At 43.9% G+C, this 23,882-nt stretch carries 19 protein-coding genes and 1 tRNA gene; 9 read left to right on the plus strand and 11 right to left on the minus strand.

What is annotated here, in order from left to right:
* Positions 1-23: 23 nt before the first annotated feature.
* Positions 24-4,250 (minus strand): hypothetical protein, encoded by a 4,227-nt coding sequence (locus Q0C29_RS05595; protein ID WP_291999678.1) that lies wholly within the window; start codon positions 4,248-4,250, stop codon positions 24-26.
* 197 nt (positions 4,251-4,447) lie between these two features.
* Positions 4,448-5,524 (minus strand): cyclic dehypoxanthinyl futalosine synthase, encoded by a 1,077-nt coding sequence (gene mqnC, locus Q0C29_RS05600; RefSeq protein ID WP_291999679.1) that lies wholly within the window; start codon positions 5,522-5,524, stop codon positions 4,448-4,450.
* A 101-nt stretch (positions 5,525-5,625) separates the two neighbouring features.
* On the opposite strand from mqnC, the gene Q0C29_RS05605 reads away from it, so the two are divergent.
* Together Q0C29_RS05605 and Q0C29_RS05610 are read left to right on the plus strand one after the other, a co-directional pair.
* Positions 5,626-6,720, plus strand: a complete 1,095-nt coding sequence (locus tag Q0C29_RS05605) for a CofH family radical SAM protein (RefSeq protein WP_291999680.1) — start codon at positions 5,626-5,628, stop codon at positions 6,718-6,720.
* On the plus strand, positions 6,720-7,457 hold the full coding sequence (locus Q0C29_RS05610; RefSeq protein ID WP_291999681.1) for an MqnA/MqnD/SBP family protein: 738 nt from the start codon (positions 6,720-6,722) through the stop codon (positions 7,455-7,457). The genes Q0C29_RS05605 and Q0C29_RS05610 overlap by 1 nt, the downstream gene beginning before the upstream one ends.
* 1 nt (position 7,458) lies before the next feature.
* On the opposite strand, the gene agl3 is transcribed toward Q0C29_RS05610, so the two are convergent.
* From agl3 to pcn, 4 genes are all read right to left on the minus strand, one after another.
* Complete coding sequence (agl3, locus tag Q0C29_RS05615; protein WP_291999682.1) at positions 7,459-8,625, minus strand: UDP-sulfoquinovose synthase; 1,167 nt, start codon at positions 8,623-8,625, stop codon at positions 7,459-7,461.
* A gap of 178 nt (positions 8,626-8,803) precedes the next feature.
* Positions 8,804-9,016 (minus strand): hypothetical protein, encoded by a 213-nt coding sequence (locus tag Q0C29_RS05620; protein ID WP_291999683.1) that lies wholly within the window; start codon positions 9,014-9,016, stop codon positions 8,804-8,806.
* A gap of 169 nt (positions 9,017-9,185) precedes the next feature.
* Positions 9,186-10,232 carry a DNA primase small subunit gene (locus Q0C29_RS05625; protein WP_291999684.1) on the minus strand — a complete coding sequence of 349 codons (1,047 nt, stop codon included), beginning with the start codon at positions 10,230-10,232 and terminating at the stop codon, positions 9,186-9,188.
* Positions 10,232-10,984: a proliferating cell nuclear antigen (pcna) gene (gene pcn, locus Q0C29_RS05630; protein ID WP_291999685.1), complete on the minus strand. Its 753-nt coding sequence runs from the start codon at positions 10,982-10,984 to the stop codon at positions 10,232-10,234. The genes Q0C29_RS05625 and pcn overlap by 1 nt, the downstream gene beginning before the upstream one ends.
* Positions 10,985-11,081: 97 nt before the next feature.
* On the opposite strand from pcn, the gene Q0C29_RS05635 reads away from it, so the two are divergent.
* Both Q0C29_RS05635 and Q0C29_RS05640 read left to right on the plus strand, forming a co-directional pair.
* Positions 11,082-11,534, plus strand: coding sequence for an HIT family protein (locus Q0C29_RS05635; protein WP_291999686.1), 453 nt, complete (start codon positions 11,082-11,084; stop codon positions 11,532-11,534).
* A gap of 97 nt (positions 11,535-11,631) precedes the next feature.
* A complete protein-coding gene (locus Q0C29_RS05640; RefSeq protein WP_291999687.1) occupies positions 11,632-12,570 on the plus strand; it encodes a hypothetical protein in 939 nt (312 codons plus the stop codon).
* Here the strand turns inward: Q0C29_RS05640 and twy1 are convergent.
* Positions 12,560-13,624 (minus strand): 4-demethylwyosine synthase TYW1, encoded by a 1,065-nt coding sequence (gene twy1, locus Q0C29_RS05645; RefSeq protein WP_291999688.1) that lies wholly within the window; start codon positions 13,622-13,624, stop codon positions 12,560-12,562. The genes Q0C29_RS05640 and twy1 overlap by 11 nt on opposite strands.
* 247 nt (positions 13,625-13,871) lie before the next feature.
* Between twy1 and Q0C29_RS05650 the strand changes: the two genes are divergently transcribed.
* Entirely contained in the window at positions 13,872-15,683 is a 1,812-nt protein-coding gene (locus tag Q0C29_RS05650; RefSeq protein WP_291999689.1) for a glycoside hydrolase family 57 protein, read from the plus strand.
* Positions 15,684-15,729: 46 nt separating this feature from the next.
* On the opposite strand, the gene Q0C29_RS05655 is transcribed toward Q0C29_RS05650, so the two are convergent.
* Both Q0C29_RS05655 and Q0C29_RS05660 read right to left on the minus strand, forming a co-directional pair.
* Positions 15,730-16,590, minus strand: a complete 861-nt coding sequence (locus Q0C29_RS05655; protein ID WP_291999690.1) for a PD-(D/E)XK nuclease family protein — start codon at positions 16,588-16,590, stop codon at positions 15,730-15,732.
* 4 nt (positions 16,591-16,594) lie between these two features.
* Entirely contained in the window at positions 16,595-16,933 is a 339-nt protein-coding gene (locus Q0C29_RS05660; protein ID WP_291999691.1) for a winged helix-turn-helix domain-containing protein, read from the minus strand.
* Positions 16,934-17,323: 390 nt separating this feature from the next.
* On the opposite strand from Q0C29_RS05660, the gene Q0C29_RS05665 reads away from it, so the two are divergent.
* A tRNA-Asn gene (locus Q0C29_RS05665) sits at positions 17,324-17,400 on the plus strand.
* A 322-nt stretch (positions 17,401-17,722) separates the two neighbouring features.
* Here Q0C29_RS05665 and Q0C29_RS05670 read toward each other — a convergent pair.
* Positions 17,723-17,929: an AroM family protein gene (locus Q0C29_RS05670; protein WP_291999692.1), complete on the minus strand. Its 207-nt coding sequence runs from the start codon at positions 17,927-17,929 to the stop codon at positions 17,723-17,725.
* A gap of 202 nt (positions 17,930-18,131) precedes the next feature.
* Complete coding sequence (locus Q0C29_RS05675; RefSeq protein WP_291999693.1) at positions 18,132-19,502, minus strand: hypothetical protein; 1,371 nt, start codon at positions 19,500-19,502, stop codon at positions 18,132-18,134.
* A gap of 80 nt (positions 19,503-19,582) precedes the next feature.
* On the opposite strand from Q0C29_RS05675, the gene Q0C29_RS05680 reads away from it, so the two are divergent.
* From Q0C29_RS05680 to Q0C29_RS05690, 3 genes are all read left to right on the plus strand, one after another.
* Positions 19,583-20,587, plus strand: coding sequence for a hypothetical protein (locus Q0C29_RS05680; protein ID WP_291999694.1), 1,005 nt, complete (start codon positions 19,583-19,585; stop codon positions 20,585-20,587).
* A 40-nt stretch (positions 20,588-20,627) separates the two neighbouring features.
* The gene (locus tag Q0C29_RS05685; protein WP_291999695.1) at positions 20,628-21,680 is read left to right on the plus strand and encodes a hypothetical protein; all 1,053 of its coding nucleotides are present in this window, start codon (positions 20,628-20,630) and stop codon (positions 21,678-21,680) included.
* A gap of 47 nt (positions 21,681-21,727) precedes the next feature.
* On the plus strand, positions 21,728-23,882 hold a 2,155-nt coding region (locus Q0C29_RS05690; protein ID WP_291999696.1), incomplete at its 3' end, for an ABC transporter substrate-binding protein.

Below are 23,882 nucleotides of genomic sequence, written 5' to 3' on the forward strand. Positions count from 1 at the left end.
TAATCCCCTTAATGGGCTTAACCCTAGACTGGAAGTAAGTATAGGTGAAGCTTAAGGAGCGTTAAATTAATGTCATTAAGCCTACTATTACCATTAATGTAGTGGTTAATTAATTCATTAAGCCCCCTCATCAATACACTAATGTAGGAGCCACTGTGTAGTTCACTGAAGTAGTGTAACGCAGTCTGAGTAATCATAAGATGCTTCACATCATTATTCAACACACCCTTAACTAAATGGTTAAGGGTCACTAGGTGGCTTAAAGATGGTTTATTAGCGGCAATCAACTCAATAGCAGTATTAACGCCACTTAGGCTCATTAACTGTTCAACCTCGCTTACTAACTCAGGTTTAATGATTCTCCTTAAGGAACCTAGCAATAATCTGCTTCCACCGTCTCTTAAATGGGACACTAATTCTAGGCATTCATCCTTATGTTCACTCAATTCTCCACATTCTCTGGTGGCCTCATGTTCATTAACCATACCGTAGGTTAATTCAAGGGCTGGTTTAAGGTAACTTGAAGCATGCTTAATCATCATGCTTCTGTACTCATCCTCAAAGTTAATCATCCTGTCTAGGCTTAAGGAGAGGATTGGGGCTGTTAAGGCCATTATCTCCAGGTCCTGGATACTACTCATTAACTCCCTAAACAGTTCCTCAGTTAAGCCTCCTCCAATAGCCAGTGCAGTTAAGTATTGTGAAGCCAGTGCTGAGGTTAATTCTGGGGTTAACTTATCAATATTATTCTTAGCCTTAACCCAGAGTTCACCTGAACCCTTAATTAACTCACCTAAGTCACCGTACCTTAGGAACCTGGACCTTGTGGATAAGGCCATTGATGCGAACTCATACTCCTTCTCAAGCCCCAGTTCCCTATATGCTGACTCAGCCTTGTTTAAGTAGGACTCCGCTTCATTGAACTTGGCCTTAGTGAACATTACCCTACCCCTCTCATAGTTTATGAAGGCTAAGCCCTCCTTAATGAAGTAGCTTAATGAGGCTTCAGGAGGACCCACGTACCAGCTCTCCAGGTACTGCCTAACATCATCATTCATTGTTAATTCACTGAAGGCTGACTCAGCCCTATTGAGGAGTCCCCAAGCCTCGTCGTAGTAGCCATGAATCTCGTAGGATTCTGAAATACTTTGGTAGGCCTCAGCCTTAGCTAAACTACAGGCGCTTGGCCTAGTTGAACATAGTTCCTCAATAAGCCTAATACCTCTATCCAGCATTTTAATCGCCTCTCCAGTGTCCTTATCCCTAGCTAGCATTGCTAAGATTTCAACAGTATTAATTGCAGCCACTGGGTCCTTAATCATTAACCCTACGTTACTCATTAAGTAATCCTCGAAGTCAATCACGTGGCTTTCAGCAAGCCTCCATAGGTAATTTGAAGCAGCCCTTAATGCAGCCTCATTATCCTTAATTACACTTAGCAGAGGCTTGAACTCCAGGTATATTGATCTTGCATACGCAGGCAACCTATGCACAACCTCATGAAGTATAGTGAAGGCTTCGGCTGCGCATTCCTTAGCCTCACCACTTACCGTAGCCGCCCAGGTTAAGCCAAGTAGGTTAAGTAGCATTTTATCGGTGACTTCACCAGTACCCTTAACATCACTTAAATTAGCTTTAATTAAATTACATAAGTTATAATTCCTAAGTAGGTTCCTTAACATGTTAATGAAGCCATCGTACTCAATGACCTTATTAACCGCCTCAGGTATGCGTGAACCAAGGAACATTAGTCTCCTTAGTAGGTTACAGTTGAACTCGCTGGAGTCTTGGTGAATACCAAGCCTAATTAAGGTTAATAGCCTAGTGGTCTCGGTTAGGCAATTACTGCTCATTGCTTTAACCAATCTGCCTGCCAAGTAACCTGCAGTTAACTTAAGGGTTTCATCCAGTGACCTAATGCCTTCACCCTGTTCTCTGCATTTAAGGCAGGCTAAGGCCTCCTCAATAGCCTCCCTACTACTCTTACTTAGGCCACTTAAGTTGAGGTTCATTAATCCTCTTATAGCCTCCTCAACAACATCCTCATGCCTAATTGATGCCCATTCAGCTAGGGATGCATCAAGCTCGGTTGAATCGCCCTCAATATAAGCTGGTATTTCCATAGCCCACCTAATCGGCATTTCACCCAAGTGAGCATGAATTATGAGTGGGTAAGTAAACCTCCTCTTAGTGTTCAAGTCCTGTTGATTCAATAAGCCTTCGTAAATGTAATACCTCATGAATGATGCAGCATCCCCAGCGCCCTTGCTTAGTAATTCCTCAACATCATTAACGCTGCAACCGTTTTCCCTAAGCGCCTTACCAACGTAGACGGCCATGAGGGTGTAGGAGTCGTAGTCAATAATACCCTTAACATGCTCATTACCCTTATTGAAACCATTCACTAAATTAACTAACTCACCCTCGCTTAAACTACAGCCGCTGTAATTGAGTATTATACCCTTCAATAGATCTGGGTCTCTTAGATCAATAGCTACCTCACTTAACTCACTACCTAATTCACTCAACTCATCCTTAGCAATATCCTTCAAGTCATTTGATAGGATAAGAACAATAGGTACCTTAAATCCCCTCCTCCCTGAAACCCTCCTTAGAATTGCCGTAAACTTAATGAACCTGGTTAAGTCATCAACAGTTACGACACTTTCCTCAGGTTTAGGTGATTGAATAGTGTAGAAGCCCATTTCCGATGGATCAAATAGAATAACCATCCTTGGGCCAATACCCTTACTAACGGCATCAATGCTTGGTTTAATTGGCACATAATTGAGTTGAATCACTGAATCGATTAGGTTCTTTTCAAGAGCCTTAGATAACGTATACTTAACTAGGGTTGATTTACCAATACCCTTACTACCGCTTATTAAAACCACCTTACCCTCCCTTAAGCCATCCATCACCCTACCACTGTATTCAATGAACCTGTCAGTCAACACTAAATGCCTTAATTCCCCATGAACATCAATAATCATTGAATCCAAGTTAACCCCCATATCCTCTGGTTTACTGTAAACCTCACCCTCAAGTCTACTAACCCTAATTAACTCCTCAATTCCCTTTAACCTACTCTCATGCTCCTTTAAGGTTGATTCAAGCCTATTAACAGTATCCCTTAACTCCTTAATTTCCCTATTAACCTCATCTTTAATTGCACTTAACCTACCTAGAATATTATCAAGCGCCTGCCTATTGCTAAGCATGTTGAAGAAGCTGTAGACATCCATGGAATTTAGGCCCATTGCTTGGCTAATCTCAAAGGACAATATGCGCCTAAGGTCTTCGTTAAGCTTACCCCAATCATCAGCAACCTGGATGAGTTCATCAATGTATGACCTTGATTCTGAATTAGCAATAATGGTGCTCACTATGGCGCTAGCTACGCCGCCAACCAGTGAACCCACACTGGGTATTATAATGTTCATTACGCCACTAATTCTGGATGCTAAGGCTGCTAATTTCTCGGCTAATTCTTCAAACTCCCTTGAACTTACTACCCAGGCGCCGCTGCTTATTAAGCCACCTAATGCACCAGCCCCAATACCCTCTACGATACTCCTCCTTAAGCCGAGTCTACTGGCTAATCTACCGTATGCTTCCAACTGCCTAATGAGTTCACTAGTATTAGAGATTCCTAGGATAAGTAAACTAGGTACGTGGTACTTGATTCCAAGCCAATTGAATCGAGTTAACTTAAGTAGGTCCTCAGGTGCACTACTTGAACTTACTCCTACTTTTCTTTCAATCTCTTTAACGAATTCAAGGGCCTCTTCATCACCCATCCAGTAATACGTAGTCTCCGCATCTTTACCATGCTTCCTATACGTCTCCACTAAGTGCCTAATTATTGGTTCAGGTACGTAACCAAGCCTATTAAATACATGCTCAACGATTACCCCAGCCTTATCCTCAATCCCAGCCTCCTTTAAGGCTCTGTGTGCATCACTAATGCTTAATGCATTGATACCAGTGCTTAATCTACTCAAGAATGACCTAAATAACCTGGTGAGATCCCTCGGCTGCTTCTCACGACTACTGACTACATCATCAATAGCTTGGGCACTTAACCCAGCAAGCTTAATTAGCGTTGACTTACCTGAACGAGGTGGGCCAATAACAATAATCCTTACGCCTCTTTTACTTAATTCCCTTAATTCACTAATCTTCCTAATTACGTATCCTGTACACGCAATTGACTGATCACTACAAGTAACCTCTTCACTACTGGCCAATTAAATCATCTGAAACTACTGTATTGTAGACAAGTTTTAAGTTTAACTACGCATTAATACATAGAATAAATTATTAAACACAATACTACAGTGATTCCATTATTCTATTCACTTAAAGCATCTTAATAAATGTGCTAACGAGTTTGCTTGCATCATTAATGCATTAATGAGGTATGCTTACTAATGAGCGATAATGCTTAATCATAAACTTTAACTACCCTGTACCAATTATCCCTCTCAGCTGGCTTAAACCCAGTGGACTTAATTAGGGAAGCTACGTAATCCCTTGTGAATGTTGGTTTACCCAACCCAGTAGCCGGTATAACCCTCTCCTCGTATAGTGTTCCACCGAAGTCGTTTGCACCAAATTTAAGCGCTAACTGGGCTGCATCAAGGCCATTGGTTAACCAGCTTGATTGAATGTTAGGTAACTCACCCTTAAACACTAGTCTAGCCACCGCCACTACCCTAAGTAATGTGGCTGAGGTTAATGGGTAGGGAACCTTATTCGTTAATTCACTATTACCTGGCTCAAAATTCCATGCAGTGAAGGATAAGAAACCGTGGGTCTTCCTCTGTAGGCTAATTATCCTATATAAGTGTTCAGCCCAGTCCGCCTTAGACTCAACATGCCCATACATCATTGTTGCATTACTCATTATACCTAACCCATGGGCAATCTCCATAATGTTTAACCAAGTGTCAGCGCTAATCTTATGTGGGGCAATAATCCTCCTAACCCTATCCACCAGTATCTCCCCACCACCCCCAGCTAGCGTATCCATTCCAGCAGCCTTAAGCCTCTCAAGAACCTCCCTGTAACTCATCCTGTGTTTCCTAGCCAGGTAATCAACCTCAATGGGGCTTAAACCATGGATAGCGACATGGGGGAGCCTAGCCTTTAAAGCCCTGAATAACTCCTCATAGTACTCAATGCCTAATTCAGGGTTAATACCACCCTGCACCAGCACTTGCCTAATGCCGAAGGCTGAATCAACCTCAGTTACAAGCTTAACGGCGTAATCCACACTCATAGTGTATGCCTCAGGGTGCTTAGGTGGCCTGTAGAAGGCGCAGAAACTGCAGGCTATTGTGCAGACATTGGTGTAATTCAGTATTAGGTTTGGTATGAAGGTCACCACACCATTAAACAACCTCCTGGTTAATTCCCCTGCAGCCATGCCCAGGTCCCATAGGTTCAATTCAAGGAGCTCCTCAATATCAGGGGGCTTCAACTCCTCACCGCTAAGGGCCTTCTCCAATGCCTGACTCATTGGTTATTAAGTTAAATTTGGTTCTTTAACTTTAACTCAAGGGTTCACTAACCTGGATTTATTGGGTTAAGTTTTTTAAATTAGTCCAATAGTAGTCAATAATGTGCACCATTAATGATGTTAGGAACGCGGTTGCCAATGGGGTTAGTAAAACAGATGCCTTAAGCCTATTCACTCAATGCGACTTCCGGGTATTGGCTAAGGTGGCTGATGAATTAACGGTGAAGGTGACGGGGGATACAGTGACCTTTGTTAATAATGTTGTTATTAATTACACTAACGTTTGTGTGGCGCAATGCCCAATATGCGCCTTCTACAGGCCTAAGGGCCACCCTGAAGCCTACTTGAGGAGTCCCCAGGAGGTTGTTAAGGGTGTTCTTGAGGCTAAGGCTAATTATGGTGTTAGTGAACTGCACATTAACGGTGGCTTTCACCCTGACTTAACCATTGAGTACTTTGAGGAGTTATTCAGTAGCGTTAAGAAGGCTGCCCCTGAAGTCACAATTAAGGGGCCGACTGCGGCTGAAGTGGACTTCTACGCTAAGATTTGGCGCATGAGTACTAGGGAGGTTCTTGAACGCTTTAAGACTGCCGGATTAGATGCATTATCCGGGGGTGGGGCTGAAATCCTTAGTGAGGATGTTAGGAGGATTATAACCCCATACAAGTTTAACGCTGAGGCTTGGTTGCGGATTTCCCATGAGGCCCATGAATTAGGCTTGAGGAGTAACGCAACAATGATGTATGGGCACGTGGAGGAGCCACACCACATAATAGACCACCTCTTCTCAATAAGGAGGCTGCAGGAGGAGACTAATGGAATACTACTCTTCATTCCTATTAAGTTCGTTCCATGGAACACTAAACTGTATAGGGATGGGTTAGTTAAGGGTCCTGCACCCGTTGAATTGGATGTTAAGGTTACTGCAATGTCAAGGATAGTGCTTGGTGGAACTATTAAGAGGATTGGGGCCTACTGGACCTCAGTGGGTAAGAGGCTGGCTTCAACGCTCCTACTGGCTGGGGCTAATGACTTAGTTGGAACCATGATTAATGAACAGGTGCTTAGGCAGGCTGGCTCAAGTGAACCCTTAAGGCCAACTACGGTGGCTGAGTTAGCTCACATTGTTAGGGAGGTTGGTAGGAGACCAATGGTTAGGGATACGTTTCACACGAGGTTAATTGAGGTGAATTAATGAGGGTTGCTAGGCTTAAGTACGCCCATAGTGATCCATTATTCAAATACTCCGGTTTAAACCCAGTACCCACTAGTAATAATGAGTCAATTAAACTCATACTTGAGGAGGAGGTTGACGTAGCCTTCGTACCATTAACATACGCTGCCCACCACTGTGATGTAATCAACATGGTCCCGTACTTCGCGGTATACAGTAAGGGGCCTGTACTTTCAGCGAGACTCTTCAGGGGTTCCGGTAGGGGTTACGCAGCCATAGAGGACACTAGCGTTAATGCTGGTGCATTATCAGCACTAATGGGGGTGAGCTTCGAGAGGGTTTCAGACCCCTATGATGCTTTAAGGAGGTATGAGGGCGTGTTGGTTATTGGAGATGAAGCCCTAAGGATGACTGCATTGGGCTTACCCTACATTGTTGATGTTGGGGAACTTTGGGAGGAGAGGATTGGTAAACCCCTCGTCTATGCTGTTATGGTTGCGAGGATTGGTGCGGATAATGGTGAGTTAATGAGGGTGATTAACGGTATTAGGAGGTCACTTAACTCATTCATGGTTAACCCTGAACCACTAATTAGGGAGGTAGCTGGTAGGCTTAACGTACCTGAGTGGGTGGTTAGGGATTACTTAATGAAGAGCATTAGGTATGAGGTTAATGATGAGGTTATTGATGGAATTAACACCGAGCTTGAAATACTTAAGTTACCTAAATGTATACGCGTACTACCCCGTCAGTGTTAGTTCAAGTCCTCCACTTAATCCTCGGCTTAAGAACATTGGCCTTAGCCTCAATTCTACTCCTATACTTAGCTAAGTCCCTTAATATACCTTTAGCCTCATCCCTCATATTCCTCCTTAAACCATACATGCCTAACCTAGGCAACACCCTCCTCTCAGGCTCATAATTTAAGTCATCCTCAGGCTCCACCCTAGGGTTAGGTAAATGAACCACCTGGGGCTCGTAACCTAACACTTCCCTACTTGCCTCCTTAACCAACTCAGCAATACTATTGAGCGTAAGTATCTCCCTATAGTGGTAAACCGTCCTGTATTCACTGTCGCTTGGGGGATTCTCGAGGAGGAGCGTTAGGGCTTCAATAGTATCCTCAAGTGACGTGAAGCCCTTCTTCTGAAGCCCACTACCGTAAACCGTTAACTCATGCCCCACAACCGCCTCTGCGCAAAACCTATTGAACACAGTACCCCACACGTCATCAAAATCAAACCTCGTGAATAATTCATCGGAAACAATGTCACTAGTCCTCGTACCATAAACGGGCCCCTGGTGGAAGTCAGTTACTGTTATGCCCCATAGTTTATTAGCGTAAACAAGCATGAAGGAGTCGAATACCTTACTCCAGTGGTACCATGAACCAGCCCACCTAGGTACAAGTATCCTATCCTTAACGCCATTTATTACTGCCTCAATGAAGGCGTCCTCAGGTAGTTTAAAGGCTGGGTAACCGAATTCACCTAGTGTACCCATTTTAAGTAAGTGAATCTTCCTGTTAATGTCCCTTATTGAGTAAACCACGTTGAGGGTGGACTTAAGGTTATTCACCATTGTGTAGGAGGCGTGGTTAACATCAATCATGGAGTATGGGGCTGAACGCTGCTCAGCGAAGTGAACAATGGCATCAGGCCTGTGCGCGTCAATAATGTGCCTTACGGAGTCGTAGTCAGTGACGTCTGCCTCATGGAAAATTAACCTTGATCCATAAACCTCCTCAACAGCCTTAACCCTATCCTCCATGCTTAATATTGGTAATGCAGACCATGAACCAACCTCCTCAACAGCCCTCCTAGTGTAGAAGTTATCAACACCAATAACTTCATGACCCCTCCTCGCAAGCCTAAGCGCAAGCGCCCAACCCAAGTAACCATCTATACCAAGTATGAGAACCTTCACAAGCAGCTCATGTACCCCAACTATTTATATTTGACTCACATTAAGTCAATACCCAAGCCTCACCGCATGTATTTAAACCTAGAATTGAAAGAATTTGCAGGTTAATCTACGGTAATTTAGCCTTAAGGCAATAACCCTAATCCCTATTACCCATCTTAGCCCTCAGCGACTTTCCCTATTACGCTAACCTATATACCCTACTCTTCTTATCGTAAATCAACACTATTGGCGCATTAAGGCTGGGTATTACTATGACTTCATTAATCCCCTTAACCGTCTGCGTATTATTGGCTTCATAACCAGTCAACCCCACTATGGCATTGATACTGCTTGCATTATCCTTAAACCTTAATAGTGTGCCTATTGCTTTCACGCTTCCCCTTATGCTCATTTCACTCACCTCGAGTACACTTCCGGGGTTAGGCTTTATATAGGTTTTGGTGTAAACAGTCGAATACTCAATAGACACTATTGCATAATAAATAAATTATATATTAAATGCACGGTTAATAATGCGCCTCAACACGATGAAGCAACGCCTATGCGCATGGATTCAAGCATTATTCAGCTAACTGAGCTAAACCCATTAATATTAAGTACACGGCCACATAGGTCGGTTCACTAGCCTCCTCACCCGGTTCCTTAATGTGCATTGATTCACCAAGCACCCTACTTACCTGTAGTCTCCTCGTTAACCTAATCCTCGGGTTACCCTTCCTGAAGGCTATTGCCTTATCCACTATCGACTCAATGCCCTTCTCAAGGTCACTTAGGTTTAATTCCCCAGCCACTAGGCCGGTTTTACCATGGAGGCTATTAGGCATCCTCATTAACCTATTGGTGTCTATTGTGACGACTTCATCAATGTGAATAGTTAAGCCACTTCTAATCTCCTCACCCTTATCCCTAATTAAACCAACGGTAACCTTACCCAGTTTAGAAGCCTCGGCGAAAACCCTCCCAACGCTACCATACACCTTATTCAGTAGGTTAACGTTAAATGGCCCCAACTCAATAACAGTTGCCCTACCCTCCCTGTTAATTAGTATTTGCCTAGTTAAGTCAACTTTACTTGTTAAGTAATCCACAATCATCCTCCTCTCATCCTGAGTTAGGTTAATTACATCCTCAGGGCCCTCCACGTGAACGTGGAAACCCCTATGCCCTGAAAAGGCTACTCTAAGGTACTTCTCCTCAATGCCAAACTCATACCTCAACACGTCAATGAGCTTAATAACCTCACTTAACGCATCATTAAGGCACTCAACAGTAACCAACTCAACCCCCCTACAGTTATCGGTGGGTAGGTGGTCGCCATCAATGTCGAAGACTAGGTCAGCCCCAAGCCACCCCTTCGCATCCATTTCACTTGCCGAGGGGTTGCTGAAGTAGGCGCTTGATAAGTAGAGGTTTCTTGGAATCCTCTCATTAATGAAATTCCTTAACTCTGTCCAATTCCTGAAACCCAAGTGCCTAATCATTGATTGCCCAGTGAAGGGCTGGTAGGCTAGCTCCCTAGCCTCAATCCTTGGTACGCCAGGGGGTTTGAAGTAATTCCTGTAGTAGTTTTTGAATAAAACCTCAACATACTTAAGGGATTCATCCATTACTCTATCCTTGGAGCCACGAAGTACGCTAATGTGCCACCACCCGATATTTCGAAGGTTAATGCGAGAGGCTTCTGGGTGGCGAACTCCACTGTAACTATGTCGCTTATTTGAAACGCCCTATTAACAATGTCTGATAAGTAATCTACACTGTAGGTTGCTGTAGCGGTCTCCTTATTATCATACTCAAACAACACTTCCCCACCCTTCTCAAACTTAATCTCAGTCTCACCCCTATCACTGGAGGCCCTTATGTATAAGCCATCCTCCTTACCCTCGAATTTAGCGGCATCAGCAATAACCTCCACATCCCTTACAGCCTGCCTTAAGGCATCGCTGGCTAACTTAGCGGTAACTGTGAAGACTACTTTAGGTGTTGGTAATTGCTCAACAGGAATGTCTATTAGGGGTAGTTTAATGGTTCTAGTGACCTTACCGCTCATCCTTATCTTAAGGCTATTCTCCTCAACCTCAAAGGTGACGCTACTACCCTTACCAGCCCTCTGCAGTATCTTCTTAACCTCACTGAAGTTAACACCAATGTTAACGTCCTGGTCAACGTCAGGGTACTCGTCGAAGGCCGTCCTAGGCATGTATAAGTCAACCATGGCTGTCCTAGATGGGTCAAGGGCCCTAAGCTTAACCCCATCCTTAGTTACCGTTAAGGCTGACTCCTCAACAAGCACAGCCACTGCATCCATTATTAGGTACCACTCCTTACCATCAGGGTAAGTTAACCTAACACTACTCACAAGCACTACCACCATTTGGATTTTATAAGGCTTACGACCCTTAACCCAGGTAATAGCTGAGAACCATTAAAAAGAACCCAGGGAGGGGGTGGAAAACATGGATGAATGCGTCTTCTGCAGGATAATAGCTGGGAAGGCCCCAGGCTACATAGTTTACGAGGATGAGGAAACAATAGCAATACTGGACAAGTACCCTATAAACAAGGGTCACGTACTAGTCATGCCTAAGAGGCATTACAGGGATATTTTCGAAATACCCCCTGAAACACTCTGCAGAGTAACGAAGACTGCTAAACTCATAGCTAAGGCAGTGGCTAATGGGCTTAAGGCTGATGGTGTTAGGCTTATTCAGAATAATGGCTCCTCAGCAGGGCAGGTGGTGTTTCATTTCCACGTCCACGTGATACCATACTACGGCAGCGGCTATAGGTCACATAGAGTAGAGTTAAGCAGGGAGGAGGCAATTGAGGTGGTTAGTAAGGTCACGGAAGCCTTAAGGAACCTTAAGGGAGATACGGCTCCTAAGGACGAGGGGGAGTCTAGCGGTTAATGAAACCTACTGTTATGCTCCCTAAGAATTCTAAGGCAATTTCTAAACCTAATCAGCAGTAATTGTTAAATATTTTCAGTTAGTGAATTTAACCTTAATGAGCAAGTCTCCAGTGCTGGCTATAGTCTTAGCCCTATCAGTAGTAATACTTATTACCTTAGTTTTAACCATCCTGCTGATGCATCATTCAGCCACATCAACCAGTGAGGCTAAGTTAATAATGTGGATTGTACCATGGGGCGCCGGCAACTACACTGTGCCTTCCTGGGCCATACCTGGCGTTGTGTTGGCTTACCAGTGTAATGACCCCTCAGCATCCATGCCGTGGATAAACTGGGCCCTTTACACAATTCAACAATACGTTAATGAAGATAAGCCAGTCTTCATTAATATTTTCTGCGAAATCTACCAGCCATCATACAGGTGGAGGGGGACTTTGGATTACATTAATGTCCCACAGTTCATTATAGAGGATTTAAAGAAGATGGATCCAAGTGGTAAGGGACTTTACATAGGCTTCAGTGAGGAGGCTGCCTGTGTGGCTAATGCTACCTGTAGGGGTAGCATGATTAAGATTTATAATGAACTTAGGGGTGAATTCCCTGAGGCAGGCTTCTTCTACTACGCTAGTGATGGTGAGAACGCTAATGATGTATTAGCCTTAGCTAAGGGGGCTAACTTAACCCTGGTTGGTTACGATATTTGGGATTACAGGTACGTGAACGGTGTAGTCACTGTCCCGGAGTACTTAATCAATAATCTTAATACTCTTAAGTCCAGTGGGTTCAACATAATTGTTGGGGAGGTTGGATTCAGGTACTGTGATGAACGCGCCTATGTTGATCCAGCTAACTGGAACGTGAAGTTCACTTGGAACTGCACTGCGCCAGCAGTATACATGAGTCAAGTATTAGGTGAGTTAAGCAGTAGCCTCCACCCAACCTTCATAGGTGTTTGGGCTTGGAATGATAATACCTTTGGCGTACTCTTCAACCCCTATTTGATTAGTGCCCTTGAGAACTACACTAAGGGTTAGGCTTCTCAATCCACCTATCAATGTACCTATCCATGTTCTGTAGCACAGTTATTCTTGAATTGGGGTCCTCATCCATGAAAATGAACCTTAAGCCTCTTGACTCAAGGGCCCTCAGTAGGCTTAGGCTCCATTCCTTAACCTCCTCATGCCTTAGCATGTTATCCTTAGTTAACTTGAAGACTGAGTGGCCCAGGTGCATGTAGGACTTAGGTTCAATGAAGTGTGGGTTACCTATAGCCAGTACCTCGGCGAATTGACCTAGTAACTCGCCGCTGGTGTTCCAACCCTTAATTAGGGTTATTCTAACCACAGTTCTAGTGGGTACTTTAGCCAGTAGTTCAAGGCTCCTTAACACCCTATCCCAGGCATCATCCCTATGCAGCACTGGGTTAGCTATCCTTAGGAATAATTCCCTATTTGGGGCGTTTAGGCTTAGGTATAGTTGAGTGGGTAATGCGTCTTCACGCCAAAGCCTCTCAATCATCTCAGGGTAAAGCCCATTGGTGACTAGGAACACTGACTTAGTGTTTGGAAGAGACTTAATGTACTTTATGAGTTCAGGTAACCTAGGGTACATTGTAGGTTCCCCTGATAGTGAAATTGCCCAGTGGGTTGGTTGAAGAGCCTCATTAACCTTAACCCTACTACTCTTAGCGTGACCAAAGTAACCTGAAAGTAGCCTCCTCCTCTCCTTAAGTATACCGTTAACCATCTCCACAGGATCCATGACCTCCTGAACCATTGGCTCATAGGGATCAAAGGATTCTGAGGGTCTCCAACAGTATACGCACTTATTACTACACATCATCCCCACAGGCCCCATTTCAACACACCTATGTGAACCACCAACTGGGGCGCCGTAGAACTTAACCTTATAGCAACTTGGCCCACCTGTTAAGGCACTCTTAGTCCAGTGGCATAATTCAACGGTTGCATGACCGAAGACTCCGTAGTGCGCCTTCTTAAGCATTGGTAAAGCATCAACACTAATCCTTACCTTACCCTCAATGAACTCATGGTACCTCAACTTAACCTTAACTTCAGCACCCTCCACACCCCATAGGACTTAACGTAAGTTATAAAGTTTTCTTAACTGAAGTGAAAAAGCTGAACACAGGGTATGAATAATCCCTAGGCTTTACGGCATGTGAGTGAATTAGCCTTAACCGTATGAAGCAGTATCCGCTATGGGTTAATTTAAATCAGTGCCTAAAGTAAAATACCTTAACAATGCGCCTCTGGTTCCTGAAACTTTTATTATGCACGGAAAGGTTATATAGGGTTTCATTAAATTGGTCTACGTGAGGGCGTTAATTGATGTTGATAGTCCAGTTCACAGGGTGGGGGATGAGGTTGAGGTTAAGGTTAGGTTAATTAACGATTCCCACTCATCAATCAACGTTAACTTAACCCTAGATTACCTGCTTGAGGGTAGGCACGTTGACTCATGGGGAGGGTCAGCCCTAGCCCTACCTGGTGAGGCAACCACCGTTAAGGCATCATTCACGGTGAGTGAAGCTGGGCTTTGGGTCATTAGGCTTAATGGCGACGCAGGGGGTAGTAAATTCACTGAGTCAATTAAGGTAAGGGTTATTGAGGGTGGAAAGCCCATTAGGCTCGCGTTAGTTTACCACATGCATCAACCCCCCTGGTACATGAGTGACGGTAGGTACTACGCTGATTGGGCGTTCAGGTACGTTCATGCACCCATTATGGCGCCCTTCTTCAACGGTGGCCCATACCTATTCCACGCGTTCTTGAACGATAAGTATAGTAGCGTTAAATTAAATATCCACTTATCCCCAAGCCTACTTAAGCAGTGGGTTGATGCCGTTGAGAAGGGTTACACGCTCATTAATGGTGAAGTCCACTCAAAGAATAGCAGTGAAGTCAACACCATAGCTAAGGTACTTGACATGTATAGGACCCAGGCAAATAGGGGTCAGTTAGATATTTTATCAAGCGTCTACGCCCACACAATACTGGGTTACTTAACTTCAAGGTATGAGATGATTGATGTTGTTGATGAGGAGTTAGGAGTAGGCATGGAGGTCACTAAGAGTGTTCTTGGAGTTGACCCGGTTGGCGTCTGGACCCCTGAAATGGCGTGGAGCATGGAGCTGCTTGATATTTACGAGAAGCATGGTGTTGGCTACACTGTACTGTGTGGTGGTAACCACTTCCCTGGGGTTCAGGGGGATAGGGGGAGTATTTACGAGCCCTATAGCCTAAGCGGTAAGTTAACGGTCTTCTTCAGGGATGAGAAATTAAGCGATATTTTATCCTTCCAGAATAATATTCCTGATGAGAAGACGGCTGTGAAGCTTGCGGCAATGCTCAGTAGATCTATTATTGAGACTAACGGTGAACTAGTAGTCATAGCTCTTGACGGTGAGAACTTCATAGCAATGTCCAAGACACCTGCAATGGTTGGTTTAATGCTTGATAAATTGTACTCATACATTAGTAGAATGCAGGAGTTAGGCCTCATTGAGACGACTAGGCTTAGTCAAGTTAACATACCTAAGAGGAACATAACCTTCATACCCACAACCTCCTGGTTAGGGGGCTTCACGAAGTGGGATGGTGAGAGGAGGGAGCATGCGGAATACTGGGTTAAGGTTATTGACTCCTACAGGTACTTAAGGGGGCTTGAGGAGGCCTTAGGAGGTAAGATCAATGAGGCTAGGTACGCCCTATGGCATGCCCTCGACAGTGACTTCTGGTGGGCTGAGTTCTGGAACCCTGACTTAATTAATCACTGGATTGGGGAACTCCGTAGAATACTGGATTCAAGGTTCAAGATAGCGATGAGGCCCCTTAGGGAGGTTTACGATGGCTTCATTAACAGGCCCATTGATGTTGAGTTAGAGTTCGACAACGGCATGGATAGTAACGTTAAATTCAGGTTAATGTGCCTTGACACGCAAGTGGACTTAACAATACAACCTGGTTCATCAAGAGTCAAGTGCAGCATAGTGCCAAGGTTAGCTGGCTCATATAGGGTACCAATATTCGTAGTCTCAAGTAACTACATTTACCTGCAATCCTACATAACCTTAAACGTAGCCCATAGTAGGGATCCACCGGAATACAAGAATCATAAACCTTAACACCTAGGTTACCTAACCGCCTCCTAGTGAGGGAGGTTACGTTCAGTTAACTGAGACTATATGGGCAGTGAGACCTGTGGTCACATGCCCTACACTTACCTGGACTTGGACTTGGTGTAGCGTTCCTTAATCCTAGCCAGTAGTCCACAGCCCACTCCGTTTCCCTCATGAATTCTACGGTTTCCCTTACCTTAACAACATGCATCATTACCCCATTACTTAACCTACTGCGGTTAACTCCACTGGTGAATGCTTTAATTAATGCCTCAACATAGTCAACCACCCGAACCCCAATGCCCCTGATAATCTTAACGACAAGCGCCCCCTCAACCCCCAGCCCCATCATCCTTAGGAAGTGGTAGTAGGCCTCAACCTGATACGCCTCCCTTGGTTCAAGAAACCCAAGCCTATTAACTCTATTCGTAGTCTTAAGTTCAATCACTAACCAGGGTTTACCATCCCTGTTAATTATCAAGTCCGGTAAGCCTAGGATTGGTACACCCTTAATTAAGGCTACTACGCTCCTCTCCTCAATGTAGGGTTTAGTGAAGTCTGCTTTACCAATCCAGTTCCTCATCCTCATGTTGAAGAAGGAAACCCCCTCCTCCCCCCTATTAACCACCACTGGGTCCCAGCCTGGTTCAAGGCTGAATTCACCTGCAATATCGCCGAATTGCCTAGCGTGCTCGTATAATCCATCAATGGCCTCATTACCGATAACCCTACCCTTAGTGAAGTCCAGGTGAATCCTGTACTCGCAGAACTTCAATTGAACGGCTAATTGATTAACCATTAGGAATAAGACACCATGCTTAAGCCTTGGAATAAGGTAACTGGCTTCACCCCACTTAAGAATCGGCTTACCTTCAATAAGGTTTAATTCGGGCACTTGGCTAATAACCCCCATTACACTATTGCCCCTTGTAAGATTTATAACTATTAATAATTTGAATTAATTCATCCCAATGCTTGAAAACATCATCAGAGAGGTAGTAGGGTGAACCATAGCTATTATTAATTCTGTTGACGAAACCATGCTTCCCTAGAACCATTAAGTGGTATTTAATTGTCTTATAATCCACGCCTAATTCCTTAGCCAACTGATTAATATTCATAGGTCTCTCCCTAAGCTTCTCAATAATCCTAAACCTAACCTCAGCGCCCCTTGAATTAATGAACAACCAAACCACAGTGCTGAACCTGCTACATGATTCCCTAATGGTTAAACCATCCTTAGGCCCAGTACCCATCCTTACTTAAAGGTATTGCCCTTATTTATGCTTTTCCATAATTAAGCTCCTTAACTCACCTCCTGAGTATGGTATTTAGCGATTTAATAATAATTAGTATGCAGACCTTAATCCCAATTTCGAACCCCTTAAGTAGCCCATGGTTAGCAGTATTAGGTTTAACAGTTATCAACACCAATGCAGGAACCTACGGCAGAATTTAAAATTGAACATTGAATTAAAGCTTAGTTCACCGAGGTTCAAGTTCTGTACTAGGAGTCGTGCTCTTCTTAGTTACTATGATTGATTCCTTAAAATTAGGATGTAGAATCCTGGAATTTCAAGGGTGAAATTAATCAAGGTGAAGTGGCTGGGGAAAATTTAAAAAAGCAATAAGCAGGAACCATCAAAGCCGCCGTAGCTCAGCCTGGTGGAGCGGCGGGCTGTTAACCCGTAGGTCCCGGGTTCAAGTCCCGGCGGCGGCGCCAGGGCATGTTCCTAGAATTGAATGATTCTCGATTACCATTTATGATCACGATACCTCCTATTTACTTTTAACTTTGTTGAATTTAAATGATCATTCTTCTCTCTTGGGGTGGATAAAGTACAACGACCTCCTCCTCGTCTTGATGGGTGTGGTTTTTCTTTGGGTGGTTCATTGCCTTCATTCTCATTGCTCCGCTCGTTCAGTGGTAGGTCATTGAGTTGCCCCCACTCCCGGATCCTTGGGACTCAGGGGTATGTAGGGCATCCTCCTACGGGAACACGCTTAATTAAAACATTAATAGAATTTAAATCTTCACCCCACCCCTAGAAGAGGCAAGGCTTGCCGTTCTTTTTATGATCATGAGCAATAATACCAAGCCCCCTCACACCATTAAATGAGGCTACAATATTCCTCATTAACCTTGAGGGTTCAATCATTAGCTTCCTAGATTTAAGTCCTGAAAAATCACCTGTACATAACAACTCAATTACATTAACATTATCCTCAAGCCTATTAATGCATTCCTGCATCCTACTAATGATTTTACCTCTATTAACTTTACCTGCACCCCACTTCTTAACCTAGTGACAAGAACATAATCACCAAGCTTATGTGGCTAATAGCCACTTTTCATGTCTATTGGTCACTTGGCTTCATTACTCCTTCTTCCCTCTCCCCGCGCCATCTACGGGGCTATAAGTTATAAGTTATTAGATTTTAAACTCTTTTAAATTAAATTACTATTGGTTCTATTCCTTTTTTGCTTAGTGTGTATTCTAGTTCTTTGGTGTAGTCTCCATACGCCATTACCCAGTGAAATCCCCTCAACTCCCTGATTAGTCTCCTCCAGTCTCCGTTTACCTCTAGTTCGACCTGTGTTCTGCATGCCGGATACTGTGGTGTGTCAACTATCTTGCCCCTGAATATTACCCACTTCCTACCGTTGAATGCTGGGTTAACTACAGTTACTAACTGCCCCTTCCTCATAATGACCCTTATTGCGGCACCCTCATCAGACTCGTAGTGGGTTACTAATTCGGCTGGTTCAGCATCAACACCACTCATCCTCCTTGGTGCTGTGCAGTGGGCCATTAGGACTATGCCATTATGCGGGTATGTTGGGTTACCGAAGAAGACTGGCTTACCTGATATTAACCTGAGCAGTAGGTATGCTGGTATTGCCACGAAATCAGCCTCACATATTCCTGCATAACCCTCATCATTCAGGACGCTGTAGCTTAGGCATGGTGGGGTCTTGGCTATTTTAATGACTTGATTCATGCATCCTGGCGACGTCACGGCAACAGCATCATACTTACGCATAATCCTAAGTAAAGCCTCCCTAAGCACGAACGCCCTCTCAACATTAGTTAAAGGTATCTTAACCGTAATCCCACTTGAAGACAAGTACTCATTCATAGTCCTCTTAACAGAATCCATAGCCTCCTGACTCGACTCAATCGCCTTAACCTCACCCTCAAGTTCACCATACGGTACTGTGACTATGTCCAGTCTCCAAACCTCCCTAGCCAATTCAGCAGCCTTACCACCAACCTCCCACCCACCAACACCACCAATACTGACGATTCTCAACCCCTCAATATTCTTTAAGGCATACAGCGCCCTAAGCCTAATCGCCAATTCACCGTAATCATCAACCACGATGTCATCGTAGCTCAGCCACGGTTGAGAAGGCTCATCATTAATGTTCATCCTAATGAAGCGCGCATGAATTATCTCATGCCAAAGGTAATATTGACCACTCCTATGCCTAATGAAGACTAACGTAGGCCTCCTAGAGGCAATAACCCTAATATGCTCAATCCAACCACCAGCCGCGTAGAGGACGACAACATCACTTGAATCAACATCACTTAAAACACCCTCAACCTCACCCACACTACTAACCGCGGAGACCGGCTTAACCACTATTGGGAATTCGAGACTCCTTGAGAGGGACTCAAGCTCACTACTAATCCTAGAAACCTCAGAATCAACATTAAGCCCATCACCCCAATTCCTCCAGCTAGAATACTCAACCCTAGAGTACCTAGAGTAAAGCAGTATAGGCTTAATGGTAAGTGGGGAACCGCGCAAACCCATAATAATGACGCATTAAGGCACTTTAAAACATTGCTTCATCAATTAAAATACTTAAAAACACATGAGCATGCTAATTAATTGTGGTGATTAGAATTAAACCCTACGTAATTTTAATAGTGGCACTACTTGTTGCTGCATTAGTAATAGTAATGAGTTCCACAACCCATGCCCACGTTAGCCTCCTAAACTCATCATTTACCGGTATAGTCTACATATTGCCCTCTGAGAATTCAACTCCCTATTGGGCACGTACTTTCAGTGATAGAGTATTTTTCTACGTTTACGCCAATTTAAGCTTGTATGAAGATTCCATTAATCATGACTTCAAGGTGATTAGGAGCGCTGGCTATAGTTTCATTGTTGTTGTCATACCGTTGGCTGACCATTCATACCCATATTACTACCCTAACCTTAACTTAATCAATGAATTAGCCTACGTGAATCATTTGAAGGTCATGTGGGCTATATTCCCTAAATGGCTCCTTGGATCAGAGTGGGATTACTTGTACGTTAACTCAACAGTCTACAGTAAGCTGGTTGAGTTAATGTCGTATTTGGCTAGTTTGAATTCAACGTATAGGATTGCAGTATGGTATGGGTGGCCTCCATCAGCCGTGCCATTAAACTACTGGTGTAGTGTGAAGTTACTGAGTAGTTACTTGAATTCACTACCAGCCGGCATTAGGGAGCGTTACGTGGTTTGGATTGACCAACCCTTCGATGAGTATGTTAATGAGTGTGGTGTGCCAGGCCTACTGAACTCAATGAATGTGCCTGCGGTTACTGAGGAGTATTCAACAATGAATGTGTACTATTGGTATTCAACATTCCGTGAGCAGTACGTGACCACGGGCATTTGGAATGCGCCTAATGTTGAGGCTTGGTGCGCGGGCTTTGATGGTAGAGTTGCCCCAATACTATTTAACATTAGGCATGTGAATCCGCAATACTATAAGCCGAGGATCATAATAGTTTGGATATATTGGGATGTTAATGATGGGTCAGGTGAATTATATAGGGCGTTAACACCAGGTGGGTTGGCGAATCCAATTAAGTGCGTGAGTCAAATTCACGTGAATGGTTAAGTGGTTTAATGCTTATTAATTAACTCAACTCACTTTACGTATGAGTAATGCGGTTGATAGGCTACTTAATAGGGCTAGGGAATTACTAAGTGGGGCTAGGGGCATTAGGCGTAATATTGTTGACCCCGTGTTTAAGAGGGTTGCCTTAATAACGCCTAGTGATGTTAATGTTGTTAATTACCCACGTAGGCCAGTTGAGGTTTTTAACCCGGCTGCTGTGCTTAATGGTGATGAGTTATTAATCTTCCCCAGGATCATATTCGATTACCTCAACTACGTCTCAAGCATAGGCCTAATTAGGCTGAGGGTGAGTGACTTGATTAATGGCGTGTTAACTAAGCCCATTGAGGCGAGGTTAATAATGTGGCCCAGGGAGCTTTGGGAGTTTAGGGGTTGTGAGGACCCTAGGGTTATTAAGTATGGTGATGATTACTTAATGCTCTACACTGGTTGGGGTTATTACTTAACCGGGGATGAGCTTAAGCCTAGGGCTCATCAAGCCCTTGCGGTACTTAACAGTGGGTTTGAGGTCACTGGGAGGGGTTTCTTCAGGATTAGGACTATTAACAATGATTACTACACGCCCGACTTCTGGAAGGATTCAGCCTTCATTAGGGTTAACGGTGATTCAGCCTTAATGTTAACTAGGCCTAACATTAATGGTGTTGAGGTTGGTTGGGTTGGTTATGCTGATTTAAGGGATTTAACGGTTAGTGAGGATTCAATGAAGCCAATCCTACCCTTCGAGGATTTTGAATTTAAGGTTGGTTGGTCAACTAATGCTGTTGAATTATCCAAAGGCGAATACCTGGTGGGTTGGCATGGGGTCGTTAAGGAGGATTACTCATACAGGAATGGGTTAGCGGTGGTTAATGATGATGGTGAATTAATAGCCATCAGCAATTACCTACTAGCGCCAGGTGGTTTAGTGGAGGAGTATGGTGATAGGCCGAGGGTGGTGTTTGGTGATGGTTTAATTAAGTATGGTGAGTGGTTAATGTGGGTTGGTGGTGTAAGTGACTACGCCGTGGGTGTATATTTGACAAACATTAATAATGCATTAAATTCAATTAAGTACATTAAGAAATCATAATAAACCATTGAAACAAAGCTTAAATACATGCATACATACAGTAAACTATGTCTCCTAAAATCAAAACCTACATCCTACTAGCAATAGCAGCAGTGGCGTTAGCGTTAGGAGTAACAATAACCCACGCCCAACAGAAGCCTCAGATAATACAGGCAATTCCAGGCACATTGATTTACGCCCCCAGTGGACCTAACTTTAACCCATATGCCCCAAGTAATCTTATTGGAACTAGTACTACCTTTATGCCTCTTGCAATGTATAATCAATTCACTGGTGTTCTTTATCCCATTTTGGCTGAGAACTGGACTGTATTTCCACAGAACAAGACTTTCATAATTTACCTTAGGCACGATCTCTATTGGTTTAATGGTTCAGCGACAATGCCGTTCACAGCATGGGATGTTTACGCTGAATTCTATATTGGTGTTAAGGCCTTTGGATGGTATTACCCATGGCTTAACGCTTCCCTCGTTGATGATGAGATTAAAGTGCTCAATAACTACACCATTGAGTTCATTTTCCAGAGGTGGAGTCCGCAGCAGCCATACTTCATACTGACTACTCCCATAGCGACTCCTTGGCCCATCTGGAAACCTATAGTAGATGAGTTGAAGACCATGAATGCTACCCAAGCATCGAAATTCTCATATAACATTACTAAGTTCGTTGCGCCATACTGGGCATTAGCACCATATTACATGTCATCAATAGGCTCAAGCTATATTAACCTTCAACTTGAGCCCAATTACTTCAATGGTGTACCATTATTAGCATCCTGGTACAAAGTGTTTCCATTTGCAGCGTGGCAATACTACTCACCAACATTCATAATATGGTTTACTGGAGGTAATACGCAATCAATGACTGCTATGATGGCTGGTAAGGCAGCGTACTCATGGGTTGGTTTATCTCAACAGCAGGTTGAAACTGTTGAGAAGGCTGGTGTTGGTGTAATGCTAACCCCAGACTTTGGTGCTGGGGCATTGATAGTTAATCCGCTAATCTACCCATTCAATATTCCTCAGGTTAGGCAAGCATTCCTATGGATATTGAATAGGACTGAGATAGCTGAATCATGGGGATTAATGGTGGTTTACCCAGAATGGATTAATACACCTACAGAATTTTACTTGGTTAATGGTATACCTAACGTTATCCTCTACTACCCTAAGTCCTTGGCCGATGAGGTAGTTATTTACACGGCTAATTGGACTAAGGCTGCCCAATTGCTTGAATCAGCTGGGCTTTATAAGAAGGGTAATCAATGGTACCTACCGAATGGTACACCATTAACATTAACTATAATTGCGCCAAGTGGCTGGACCGACTGGGTAACGATGGCCTCTGTTATTGCAAATGAGTTAACTGAATTTGGAATACCAACGAAGGTAATATCTCTGGATACTGGCGTATATTGGGGTACCACATTCTGGGGTACTTCATGGGAGGCTGCTGAGACTTGGACACCAACTGCTAAGGGTTATCCAAGTATTTGGATGGCTTGGAGTTGGCCATGGTGGATAATGGGAGGCACCTACGAATGGGGAGCTGCTTATCCCTTTGCGTTCCCAAAGGTTGTTAATCATACTTTAGTGGGTTGGTATTGTGAACCAGTCATAATGAGTAACTTACCAATCCCTAATGGCACAATAGTTACTTGTGTTAATTCAACATTCGGTTACTTCAATACGACCAACTGGCAGAATGCGGAATACGTTGTAGAGCCTGGTAGCCCAGAGTTTGAGGAGTTGGCTAAGGTGCTCTTCGCCTGGTGGGAGTACTATGCACCAGAGGTTGCATTTGAAGCTGAGCTTAAGCCACCAATGTACTCAAAGAGCTTCTTCGATCCTAATTGGCTTTATGATTGTCTTCCAGTACCTTCAAGGGAAACCATTATCTACCAGTCACCATATGGATTCCCATGGGGCAGCTCAGCCGATTGGCTAATATACTCTGGTGGTGTTGCGCCACCTAATGAAATCCCACCACTAGCGCAATTAATAGTTAATGGCTCATTATGGACTAAGTACCCACTATATGCATCATTCCTAGGACTAACACCAGAATTTGGAACTAACATAACGCAGGTGCAGGCTTGTGTTGCTTCGTACTTCCATATTCCGTATACTCCAGTAACGTCAACCACAACTACTTCAACGACTACAAGTACTACTACTTCACCTACCACTACTACAACAACCA

This window comes from Caldivirga sp. (genome assembly GCF_023256255.1).
GTDB lineage: Archaea > Thermoproteota > Thermoprotei > Thermoproteales > Thermocladiaceae > Caldivirga.